The organism is Enterobacter sp. ECC-175 (assembly GCF_043968675.1).
Classification (GTDB): Bacteria; Pseudomonadota; Gammaproteobacteria; order Enterobacterales; family Enterobacteriaceae; genus Enterobacter.
The window spans coordinates 591,695-604,288 of record NZ_CP143776.1 but is presented as its reverse complement, the minus strand read 5'-3'; the positions used below and the strand labels follow the sequence as shown (position 1 = coordinate 604,288).

Sequence of the window (12,594 nt, the reverse complement as noted above, 5' to 3'; positions counted from 1 at the left end):
CGGAGACGACCTATGGCTTATCAATCTCAAGACATTATCCGTCGTTCCGCGACTAACGGTTTCACCCCCGCGCCTCAGGCGCGGGACCACCAGCAGGAAGTGGCGAAGCTTATCGACGTGACCACCTGCATCGGCTGTAAAGCCTGTCAGGTGGCCTGTTCGGAGTGGAACGACCTGCGTGACGAAGTGGGTCATAACGTCGGGGTGTACGATAACCCCGCGGACCTGACCGCCAAGTCCTGGACGGTGATGCGCTTCTCGGAAGTGGAGCAAAACGACAAGCTGGAATGGCTGATCCGCAAAGACGGCTGTATGCACTGCGCGGACCCGGGCTGTCTGAAGGCGTGCCCGTCGGAAGGGGCCATCATTCAGTACGCTAACGGCATCGTCGACTTCCAGTCCGAGCAGTGCATTGGCTGCGGCTACTGCATCGCGGGCTGTCCGTTCGACGTGCCGCGCCTGAACCCGGAAGACAACCGCGTCTACAAATGCACGCTGTGCGTAGACCGCGTTACCGTCGGCCAGGAGCCGGCGTGCGTGAAGACCTGCCCAACGGGCGCTATCCACTTTGGCTCCAAAGAGGATATGAAAACGCTGGCGGCCGAGCGCGTGGGCGAGCTGAAAACCCGCGGTTACGACAACGCGGGCCTGTACGATCCGGCCGGGGTTGGCGGTACGCACGTGATGTACGTGCTGCACCACGCCGACAAGCCGAACCTGTACCACGGCCTGCCGGAGAACCCGGAAATCAGCGCTACCGTGAAGTTCTGGAAAGGCATTTGGAAACCGCTGGCAGCGGTAGGCTTTGCTGCCACCTTCGCAGCGAGCATCTTCCACTACGTCGGCGTGGGTCCGAACCGCGCGGAAGAGGAAGACGACAACCTGCATGAAGAGAAAGACGAGGTGCGCAAATGAGAAAACGTGACACCATCGTGCGCTACACCGCGCCGGAACGCATCAACCACTGGGTCACCGCCTTCTGCTTCATGCTGGCGGCGATAAGCGGGCTGGGGTTCTTCTTCCCGTCCTTCAACTGGCTGATGCAGATCATGGGGACACCGCAGCTGGCGCGTATACTGCACCCGTTTGTTGGCGTCATCATGTTCGCGTCGTTCATCATCATGTTTTTCCGCTACTGGCACCATAACCTAATCAATCGGGATGATATCTTTTGGGCGAAGAATATTCGTAAGATCGTCGTCAACGAGGAAGTGGGTGACACCGGGCGCTATAACTTCGGCCAGAAATGCGTATTCTGGGCGGCGATTATCTTCCTGGTCCTGTTGCTGGTGAGCGGCGTGATCATCTGGCGTCCGTACTTTGCGCCTGCTTTCTCAATCCCGGTGATCCGATTCGCGCTGATGCTGCATTCATTTGCCGCAGTGGCGTTAATTGTGGTTATCATGGTGCATATTTACGCCGCCCTCTGGGTGAAAGGCACCATTACCGCGATGGTGGAAGGCTGGGTTACCAAAACGTGGGCGAAGAAACATCACCCGCGCTGGTACCGAGAAGTCCGCCAGAAACAGGAAAAGTCATCTGAATGAGTATTCGCATAATCCCGCAAGATGAGCTGGGTTCGAGCGAGAAACGCACGGCGGATTACATTCCGCCGCTGTTATTCCCCAGACTCAAGAACCTCTACAACCGCCGCGCGGAGCGTCTGCGCGAGCTGGCCGAGAGCAACCCGCTGGGCGATTTTCTGCGCTTTGCGGCGCTGGTTGCCCATGCGCAGGAAGTGGTGCTCTATGACCACCCGCTGAACATGGACCTCACCGCGCGCATTAAGGAAGCCAGCGAGCAGGGCAAACCGCCGCTGGATATTCACGTTCTGCCGCGCGACAAGCACTGGCAAAAGCTGCTGCATTCGCTGATTGCCGAGCTGAAGCCGGAGATGAGCGGCACCGCGCTGGCGGTGATCGAGAATCTGGAAAAAGCGTCGGACATGGAGCTGGAAGAGATGGCGAGCGCGCTGTTTGCGTCCGACTTCTCGCTGGTCAGCAGCGATAAAGCGCCGTTTATCTGGGCCGCGCTGTCGCTCTACTGGGCGCAAATGGCGAGCCTGATCCCCGGCAAAGCGCGCGCCGAGTACGGCGAAGCCCGCCAGTTCTGCCCGGTCTGCGGCTCCATGCCTGTCTCCAGCATGGTGCAGATTGGCACCACCCAGGGGCTGCGCTACCTGCACTGCAACCTGTGCGAAACCGAGTGGCACGTGGTGCGCATCAAGTGCAGCAACTGCGAGCAGACCCGCGACCTCAACTACTGGTCGCTGGAAAACGAAGACGCGGCGGTGAAAGCCGAAAGCTGTGGCGACTGCGGGACCTACCTGAAGATCCTCTATCAGGAAAAAGACCCGAAAGTCGAAGCCGTGGCCGACGATCTCGCCTCGCTGATCCTGGACGCAAAGATGGAGCAAGAGGGCTTTGCCCGCAGCTCGATCAACCCGTTCCTGTTCCCGGGTGAAGGGGAGTAATCTCCTGTAGTGGCTCGTACTTTTGCGAGCCACGTTCCGTTTCCGCACTAATTCCCAGCCGTTTCGCTCCATTTTCGGATTTCGTTTACCCCTCCTCACGTAGATAAATCGACCTTTCTTCGCCACTATTCCCGCCTTAACAAAACATGACAAACTGCAAGGGAATATGTCGAAATGGAATTTCGATTCTTAGCGCCCCTCACGCGCTTTTCGTTTAGCTGCGTTTTTCTCTGCCTCTCTTCGGCCGCCGCCGCCGCGCCGGGCGACGAGCAATTTATCCTGCAACAGCAGCGCCAGCAGGCGCTGGAGGCCCAGCTGACGCCTCCAGCGCCCGACGTTCGGCTGCCCTCTCCGGCAAAAACTGACGATAGCGGGGAGTTTGCGGCCGAAACGCCCTGCTTCACGATCCGTGACGTCACGCTGACGGGACAGGACGCGCTTCCGCACTGGGTGCCGCTACAGCGCATGGCCAATCAGGCCGTGGGGAAATGCCTTGGCGCGAAAGGTATCAACCGCGTCATGAGCCTGCTGCAAAACCGGCTGATCTCCCACGGCTGGACGACGGCGCGCGTGCTGGCTCCCGCGCAGGATTTAAAAAGCGGGCATTTGGCGCTGGCCGTTATTCCGGGGAAGATCCGCCACGTCAGGTTAACCGACGACAGCAGCCGCTGGCTGTGGCTGTACAGCGCCTTCCCGGCGCACGACGGCAACCTATTGGACCTGCGGGATATCGAGCAGGGCCTGGAGAACCTTCAGCGCCTGCCCACCGTGAAGGTCGAGATGGATATCGTTCCGGCTGAACGTCCGGGCGAGAGCGATATCGTGATTACCCGCCAGCAAAGCAAGTTCTGGCGGCTTGGCCTGTCGCTTGATGATTCCGGCACCTCGTCCACGGGCCGCTATCAGGGCGGAATGACGCTTTCGCTGGATAACCCGCTGGCGCTGAGCGATCTCTTCTGGTTCTCCATTAACCATGACCTTCAAACCGGGCCGGAAAAAGGCAACCAGAACCTGAGCGCCCACTGGTCTGTTCCCGTGGGCTGGTGGGCATTTTCCTTCACCGGCAGCGATTACCACTACCACCAGACCGTGGCGGGCCTTAACGGCGACATTCGCTACAGCGGTAAAAGCCAGAGCCTGGTGGCGCAGGCCAGCCGGGTGCTGCACCGCAGCAGCGCGCAGAAAACCACCTTCACCTGGGACGTAGAGAGCCGGATAACGAAAAACTACATCGACGACACCGAGGTGGAGGTGCAGCGCCGCCACGTCTCCTCCTGGAAGGCCGGGCTTCAGCATCGCCACTATATCGGCTCCGCCACGCTCGATGCGGGCATCAGCTACCAGCGCGGCACGCGGTGGTTTGGCGCACAGCCTGCCCCGGAGGAGACGTTCGAAGAAGCCACCGCGCTAGGCCGCATTCTTCGCACCAACGCGCGCCTGAGCCTGCCGTTTGAGCTGAGTACGCAGCGCTTGCGCTACGACGTGGCATGGCAGCGTCAGACCAGCAACACGCCGCTCACCTCGCAGGATCAGTTCTCCATCGGCGGGCGGTGGACGGTGCGCGGCTTTGACGGCGAACGCACGCTTAACGCCGATCGCGGCTGGCTGGTGCGCAACGATCTCTCCTGGCAGACCCCGCTTGCCGGAACCGAGCTCTACCTGGCGGCAGACTACGGCGAGGTCGCAGGCAAAGGGACGGAATACCTCACGGGCGCCCACCTGGCCGGCGGCGCCGCGGGCCTGCGCGGCGCGCTCTGGAAAGTGGGTTATGACGCCTTCGCGGGCGTGCCCTTCTCCCGCCCCGACGGCTTTAAAACCAGCCCGGCGACCTTCGGCTTCAACCTGAATATGGATTTCTGATCGTGCGCGAGGGGGAATTGACGGCTCAGCCCATTGCCCACCGCACGGACAAAAAATAAAAGGATTTACCATGAACAAACGCCTGTACCGTATCGTCTTTAACAAAGCCCGCGGCATGCTGATGGTCGTCTCCGAGCTTGCCCGCGGCTGTACGGGAAGCTCGGCCTCCTCCGGGATCGGACGCAGCCTTCAGCGCCTTGTCTGCCGCGTCGGGGCGCTCAGCCTCGCCCTGTGGCTGGCCTCCGGTGCGATAGCGGTACAGGCCGCGGGCATCGTGGCGGACGCCTCCGCGCCCGGCAAGCAGCAGCCCACCGTCATCAGCACCGCCAACGGTACGACGCAGGTGAATATCCAGACGCCGTCGGCAGGCGGCGTCTCCCGCAACACCTACAGCCAGTTCGACGTGGGCCGGGATGGGGTGATCCTCAACAACTCGCATAAAAACACTTCAACCCAGATCGGCGGCATGGTCACGGCCAACCCGTGGCTGGCAAAAGGCGAGGCGAAGGTCATCCTCAACGAAGTGAACGCGCGCAACCCGAGCCAGCTCAACGGCTACATTGAGGTGGCCGGACAGAAGGCCGACGTGGTCATCGCCAGCCCGTCCGGCATCACCTGCGACGGCTGCGGCTTTATCAACGCCGGGCGCGCCACGCTGACCACAGGCACCGCGCAGATGCAGGACGGCCGGATAACCGGGTATCAGGCGGAGCGCGGTGACATTATCGTTAACGGCAGCGGGCTGGATTCCTCCCGGCAGGAGCACACCGACATCATCGCCCGGGCGGTACAGGTGAACGCCGCCATCCACGCGCAGGATCTGCGCGTCACCACCGGGCGCAACGCGGTGGATGCGGACCATGAAAAGGTCACGGCCCTCGCGGGTGGCGGTTCGGCAAAACCCGTACTGGCGCTGGACGTCGCGCAGGTTGGCGGCATGTACGCCGGAAAAATCCGCCTGCTCGGCACGGAAAAAGGCGTCGGGGTACGCAACGCGGGCAATATCGGCGCGGAAGCCGGGACGGTCACCCTCTCCGCCGACGGACGCATTGAAAACAGCGGCAACATCACCGCCCGGCAGGATATCCGCCTCACCACGAACGAGAGCCTCACCAGCAGCGGCACAGTTTACGCAGGCGGCAACGCCACGGTAACGGCTGCGGGCGCGCTGCACCACGACGGTTTTCTGGCCGGGGCGGGCAGCGTGAAGGTTGAAGCAGACCGCGTTAACGGCACCTCGCAAAGCGTGCTGGCGGCCGGACTCAACGCTGACGGCAGCGTTGCTGACAGCGGGGACCTGACCGTCACCAGCCGCGGCCTGCTGAGCCTGCAGGGGCAGCACCAGGCGGCGGGCGACGCGCGACTGACCGGCAGCGGCGTCGATCTGCACGGCAGCCGGACCGCCGGACGTAACGTGACCCTGAACGCAAAGGGCAAGGACGTCACCACCGCGCAGGCTACCGTCAGCGCGCGGCAGACGCTGGCGGTGCAGCAGGCCGCCACGGTGGACAACCGCGGGGGCGCGCTCGGCGGAGAGACGCTTACCCTGGATGCCCGCCGCCTGCTCAACGCCGGGGGCCAACTGGTGCAGATCGGCACGAGCGACCTGACGCTCGCCCTGCGGGACGGGCTGGATAACCAGGACGGCGCCATCAGCAGCAACGCAAAGCGGTTCACCATCGACACGGCAACCCTGAACAACACGCGCGGCCAGCTGCTGCACGGCGGCGAGCAGTTCACCGTTTCCGCCAGCAGCGTACAGGGCAACGGCGGCGACCTGTTCAGCAGCGGCAGCCTGACGTTACGCGCGGGCCAGCTGCAGATGGACGACAGCGTTACCCAGGCACAGCGGCTGACTATCAATGCCGACAGCCTGTCGCACCGCAGTGGGACAATGCTGCAGCTCGGCGACGACGCAATGTCGCTCACCCTGCGGGGCGGGCTGGATAACCAGGACGGGCAGATTATTGCGCAGAACGGCGGCCTGACCTTCCGCGCCGCGCAGGTCAACAACCGGCAGGGCACCCTCGCCGCCGCCGGCGCGCTGACCGGGAAAAGCACCGCCTTTGACAACACCGACGGCCTGATCCAGACAAACGCCGCCCTGACGCTCGACACGCAGGGGCAAACGCTCATCAACCAGCAGGGCAGCGAGCGCGGAGGGATTTTCAGCGGCGGCAGCCTGACGCTCAACAGCGGCGAGCTGAATAACGCGCAGGGCCTCATCGCGGGCGGCGGCGACGTCAGCATCGACACGCAGGGCCAGGCGCTCAACAACCAGAACGGCGCGATTCAGGCTGCCGGGCAGGCCGCGCTACGCGTCAGCGAGCTGGACAACCACCGCGGCAGCATAGCGGGCGGCGCGATCGACGTTCAGGCCACCGCCCTGCTCAACCAGGACGGCGAGCTGCTCTCTCCGGGCGATATCCTGATTGCCGCCGGACTGACGGACAACACCGCGGGCCTGATGCGCAGCGGCGGCACGCTGTCCGTCACCGCGCAGTCGCTGCTGAACGACGCCACCTCCGGTGAAGATCGGGGCATTGAGGGCGACACCGTTAGCATCGTCAGCCAGACCGTCAGCAACGCGGACGGAGCCATGCGGGCTGGCCGACAGCTTGCCCTCAACGTGACCACCGCGCTCAATAACGCCCTCGGCCTGCTCTCCGCCGAACGGCAGCTGGACGTCAGCGGCGGAAAAACGCTCAGCGTTACCAATACCGGCGGCACGCTGATCGCCGATGAAGGCGTGAGCCTCACCGCTCGCGACCTCAGCGGCGACGGCGAAATTCTCTCTCTGGGCGATCTCGCTCTGACTCTTGCTCAGGCGTTCACCAACAGCGGGCGGATCATCGCGGTCGGCAACGCCGACATCAGCGTTGCCAAGGCGGTGACCAATAACGCGCAGATTCAAGCGGGCGGCACGCTGACGCTCGCGGCGAACAAGCTGACCAACAACGCTGACGGCGAGATCAGCGCCGGTGAAAACCATCTTGCGATCAAGAACGCCCTGACCAACAAAGGCCTGCTCGACGGCGGCCTCACCTGGATTGAGAGCGGCTCGCTCACCAACGCCCCTTCCGGGCGCATCTACGGCGACCACGTCGCCATCGCCACCGGCACGCTGAATAATTCCGGCAACGGCAAAAAGGCACCGGTCATCGCCGCGCGGTCGCGGCTGGACATCGGGGCGCAGACCGTGACCAACGTGGAGCACGGCCTGATTTACAGCGACGGCGACATGGCGATCGGCGGTACGCTTGATAAGAACCACACGGCCAGCGGGCAGGCGCAGCTGATCGACAACCACAGCGCGCGCATCGAGGCCGGCGGCAGCCTGCGGCTTGACGTCGCCACGCTGAACAACATTAACGACCACCTGACCACGAAAATCGTCACCACCGAAACCAGCAAGCGTCACGAGATGACGTACAAGGGCGACATCGTGCGCTACGACTGGAGCGAGGTCGATCTCAGCAAAAAGGATAAGTACGGCGTCCACGACGCGCAGACGCCGGGCGGGAAAGGCGGCAAGGAGTTTTACGAGTACGACTACACCCGCAAGGTGCAGGAGACGCAGGTTACCCGCAGCGATCCGGGCCAGATTATCGCGGGCGGCAACATGGCCATCACCGCCGGACAGATAACCAACCGCGACAGCCAGATTGTGGCAGGCGGCACGCTCAGCGCGCTTGCAGACCGGATTGATAACGAAGCCACCACCGGCGTGCGTATCACCACCGATACCGGCACCCAGACCCGCTGGTACGCCAAAAAGAAGAAGAAAAAGATAGGCGGCACCAAAACGACCCAGGGCAAGGACCGGAGCAGCTACGCACCGGCCCCGCTGACGGAGACGATTGACCTCGGCATTCTCGCCTGGCAGGGCAACGCCAGCGTGACCGGCTCGGGCACCGTGATTACCGCCCGGGACGACGTTCAGATCAACGGGCCGGACAGCGCGCGCGGCGACAGCAGCGTCTCCCCGGTCGTTATCGTTCCGGTCACCGCCAGCGGCGAAACCCCGCGTGAAATCCGGGTACTGACGCCCGACGTCCGCCTGCCGGACAGCAGCCTGTACGTGGTGCACCCGGAAAGCAGCGCGGGTTACCTGGTGGAGACCGATCCGCGCTTCGCGAACAACCGCGAATGGCTCGGCTCGGATTATATGATGAGCCAGCTGACCCGCGACCCGGACCGGATCCTGCGTCGCCTCGGCGACGGCTACTACGAGCAGAAGCTGATCCGCGATCAGGTTATGGCCCTGACGGGGCAGCGTTTCCTTGGAAATTACAGCAGCGACGAGGCCCAGTATCAGGCGCTGATGGACAACGGCGTCACCTTTGCCCGCCAGTACAACCTGGTGCCGGGCGTCGCCCTGACGCCGGAGCAGATGGCCCTGCTCACCACCGACATGGTGTGGATGGTGACGCAGACCGTCACCCTGCCGGACGGCAGCCGCGAAGAGGTGCTGGTGCCGCAGGTGTATGCTCGCGTGCAGCCCGGCGACGTTGACGGCAGCGGCGCGCTGCTCGCCGGACGCCAGATGGCGCTGGACGTAGCGGGCGACCTGACCAACAGCGGCACCCTCGCCGGGCGCGATCGCGCGCAGGTTTCCGCGCAGAACATCAGCAACACCGGGCGCATGGACGCCGGGGCGCTCAGCCTCGCCGCCCGCCAGGACATCATCAACACCGGCGGCCAGCTCTCCGGGCGCGACGGCGTGACGCTCGCCGCCGGGCGAGACATCATCAGCCGCAGCACGATCACCACCAACGCCGACGGCCAGTACATTGACCGTCTGGCCACGGTGTTCGTTCAGAACGAGAACGGCACGCTGCAGCTCGCCGCGCGCAACGACATCCGCCTGGACGCCACCCAGGTCAACAGCCAGGGGGACGCCCTGCTGCAGGCCGGGAACGACATTACCCTCGGCGTGCAGACGCTGACCCACAGCGAGGACAGCCGCTTCGGCAAGGACACCTGGCGCACCCTGACCCAGCACGAGGATGCGGGCAGCAGCATCACGGCCAGCGGCAACCTCACGCTCGCGGCGGGCAATAACCTGATCGCCACCGCCGCCGCGCTCGACGCCGGGAAGGCGCTGATGGTGCAGGCTGACAACGACGTCACCATCAATGCCGGACGGAGCGGCTATCACCTCACCGAACACAGCAAGCAGCAGAGCAGCGGCCTGCTCTCGGGCAGCTCGCTGGAGACCCACGACGAGACCCTGGTTAACCGCGCCACCGCCTCCCGCCTGGGCGGCGACAGCGTGACCATCGTCAGCGGCCGGGACCTCACCGTCAGCGGCAGCCAGGTCATCGGCACGCAGGACGTGGCGCTTGCCGACGGGAATAACCTCTCGGTGACCACCGCCGAAGAGTCCTCGCAGGAACTCCACTGGCGCCAGGAGAAAAAAACCGGCCTGTCCGGCACGGGCGGCATCGGTGCCAGCTATGGCAAGCAGAGCCTGAAAATTACCGACACCGCGCAGGACGCCACCCATCTCGGCAGCACCCTCGGCTCCGTTAACGGCAGCGTTACCCTGAGCGCGGGCAACGCCCTGAGCGTCCACGGCTCCGAGCTGATTGCCGGGCAGGACATGACGCTCGCCGGGAAAAACGTCAGCATCACCGCCGCCACCGACAGCGGCACCCAGACCCACACCGTCGAGCAGAAAACCTCCGGCCTGACCCTCGCGCTCTCCGGCGCTGCGGGCGGCGCGCTCGACAGCAGCGTCCGCACCCTGAAGCAGGCCGGTGAAACCGGCAACGACCGCCTCGCCGCCCTGCAGGCGGTGAAAGGCGCGCTGACCATCGGACAGGGCGCCCAGTCCGTCCTGCTCGACCAGGCCACCGGCAACCAGAAGGGCAATGACAACACCGTCGGCGTCAGCCTCTCCTACGGCAGCCAGTCGTCAACCTCCACCCAGACCAGCACCCAGACCACCGCCAGAGGCAGCAGCCTCACCGCCGGGAACAACCTCACCGTGGTGGCTACCGACGGCGACCTGCTGGTACACGGCAGCCAGCTTGATGCGCAGAACGACCTCTGGCTACAGGCCAGCCGCGACGTGAACCTGATTTCCGCCCTCAACACCTCCACGCTCGACGGCAAAAACGAAAGCCACGGCGGCAGCGCGGGCGTCGGTATCGGCTACGGCTCCGGCGGCGTTGGCTTCAGCGTCTCCGCCAGCGTCAACGGCGGCAAAGGCACGGAGCGCGGCAACGGCACCACCCACACCGAATCCATGCTGAACGCCGGAGAGACGCTCAGCATCGTCAGCGGCCGCGACGCCACCCTCGCCGGGGCGCAGGCCAGCGGCAAAACCGTGGTGGCGGATATCGGCCGTAACCTGACCCTCGCCAGCGGGCAGGACACCGACAGCTACGACAGCAAACAGCAGAACGCCAGCGCGGGCGGCAGCTTCTCCATTGGCTCCATGAGCGGCTCCGCCAGCGTCAGCTACAGCCGCGATAAAATGACCAGCGACTATGCCTCCGTGAAGGAGCAGACCGGCATCTTCGCGGGCTCCGGCGGCTTTGATATCACCGTCGGCGACCACACCCAGCTCGACGGCGCGGTTATCGCCTCCACCGCCGCCGCGGACAGGAACCGTCTCGACACCGGGACGCTCGGCTGGAGCGATATCCATAACGCCGCCGAATACGACGTGCAGCACCAGAGCGCGGGCATCAGCACCGGCGGCAGCATCGCCGGGCAGTTTGCCGGGAACATGGCGAGCAACCTGCTGGTCGGGGCGGACAGCAGCGGCAGCGCGGAGGGCACGACGCGTGCGGCCATCGGGGAAGGAACCGTTACCGTCCGTGATGGCGCAAACCAGACGCAGGATATCGCCACCCTCTCTCGCGACACGGCGAATGCCAACGGCAGCATCGACGCCATCTTCGACAGGGAGAAGGAGCAGCGCAGGATGGAGGAGGCGCAGCTTATCGCGGAAATCGGCATGCAGGTGGCGGATATCGCTAAAACGCAGGGGGAAATCGCGAAGCAGGAGGCCATGAAGGACCCGGCCGCGCTCAGCGCCGCGGAGGAGAAGCTGAGGGCCGGGGGCAAGAGCAACCCGACCCCGCAGGAGATAGCCGAACAGGCCGGACGCACGGCGATGGAGCAGTACGGCACGGGCAGCGACATGCAGCGCGCCATTCAGGCCGCCACCGCGGCCGCGCAGGGCCTGGCGGGCGGCGACATGACCGCCGCGCTGGCCGGAGCCGCCGCGCCGTACGTGGCGAAAATCATCGGCCACGGGATGGGGCTGGAGAAGTAAGGCAAAGAGGCCGAAAAAGCCGCCGCCCACGCGGTGGCGAACGCCGTGCTGGCGGCGATGCAGGGCAAGGACGCGCTCGCGGGCGCGGCGGGCGCGCTGGCCGGAGAGCTGGCGGGCAGTATTGCTCTGCAGCTGTATGACAAGGATTTGGACAAGCTTGATGAGACGGAGAAGCAGACCATCAGCGCACTGGCAACCCTTGCCGCAGGGATAGCGGGCGGCGTAGCGGGAGACGGCACGGCAAGCGCTATTGCGGGGGCGCAGGCCGGGAAGACGGTGGTTGAGAATAACCTGATGGCCGGGAGTGAAGATGCACAGGTTGCGTGGCTACAACAGCACGGAACTGATATGGCGAGCTGTGCAGACGCCCCCTCTTCAGCAAGCTGCCAGAAAGCAATGAATGAACGGGATGCCGTCGGACTGGCACTGGCAAGCGGTGGCGTGGCGTTATTGCCCGGTGGTGCTCAGGTAATGTGGGGGCTTGGTGCTGGTGCTAATGCCGGGGTCAGTTACTGGGCAGATGGCGCAATTGATCCAGCGAATGCCGCCATTGCTGGTTGGGTAAACGTATTCAGTGTGGGGAACGGAATTGTCGGTACTGTTGGCTGGAATGCGGCGGGTGGTGCGTTGGGTAACTGGATTGACAATAAAGATCCGCTTTCTGGTGCAATTTCAAATGGTATTGGTTCTGCTACTGGGTATGGTATCGGCAAGGGGATGACTTGGGGTGTAGATAAGATTACAAATGCAGTAGGGAAATGGGTAACAAATGGCTGGAATCCTAAGTACGATCCTACGTGGATAAAATATGCTGAAGTAAATCGTAACGATATCATTCGAGAAGGCATGAAAACGAGCAATATTCCGGGAATGGCTGGAGATATAGGTGGTTCTGTAGGATCCGAGCTAGGAGGAAAAGCAACAGAAAAAGTATCAGAGGAACTTAAGAAATGAAATCTTCTTCTCGTGT

The 12,594-nt window shown here is 63.8% G+C and carries 4 protein-coding genes and 1 pseudogene; all 5 read left to right on the top strand.

The annotated features are described in order from the left end of the window. Positions 1-12: 12 nt before the first annotated feature. The 5 genes and pseudogenes from fdxH (at position 13) to V1599_RS02930 (ending at position 12,578) form a co-directional block, all read left to right on the top strand. On the top strand, positions 13-915 hold the full coding sequence (gene fdxH / locus V1599_RS02950) for a formate dehydrogenase subunit beta (protein ID WP_008501831.1): 903 nt from the start codon (positions 13-15) through the stop codon (positions 913-915). Then, entirely contained in the window at positions 912-1,547 is a 636-nt protein-coding gene (gene fdoI / locus V1599_RS02945) for a formate dehydrogenase cytochrome b556 subunit (RefSeq protein WP_003861958.1), read from the top strand. Before fdxH ends, fdoI begins: the two co-directional genes overlap by 4 nt. Then, on the top strand, positions 1,544-2,473 hold the full coding sequence (fdhE, locus tag V1599_RS02940) for a formate dehydrogenase accessory protein FdhE (protein ID WP_112012726.1): 930 nt from the start codon (positions 1,544-1,546) through the stop codon (positions 2,471-2,473). The genes fdoI and fdhE overlap by 4 nt, the downstream gene beginning before the upstream one ends. Positions 2,474-2,647: 174 nt before the next feature. After that, positions 2,648-4,333 (top strand): ShlB/FhaC/HecB family hemolysin secretion/activation protein, encoded by a 1,686-nt coding sequence (locus V1599_RS02935; RefSeq protein WP_395301003.1) that lies wholly within the window; start codon positions 2,648-2,650, stop codon positions 4,331-4,333. Between the two features lie 70 nt (positions 4,334-4,403). Then, a pseudogene (locus V1599_RS02930) lies at positions 4,404-12,578 on the top strand (hemagglutinin repeat-containing protein). Positions 12,579-12,594 lie beyond the last annotated feature (16 nt).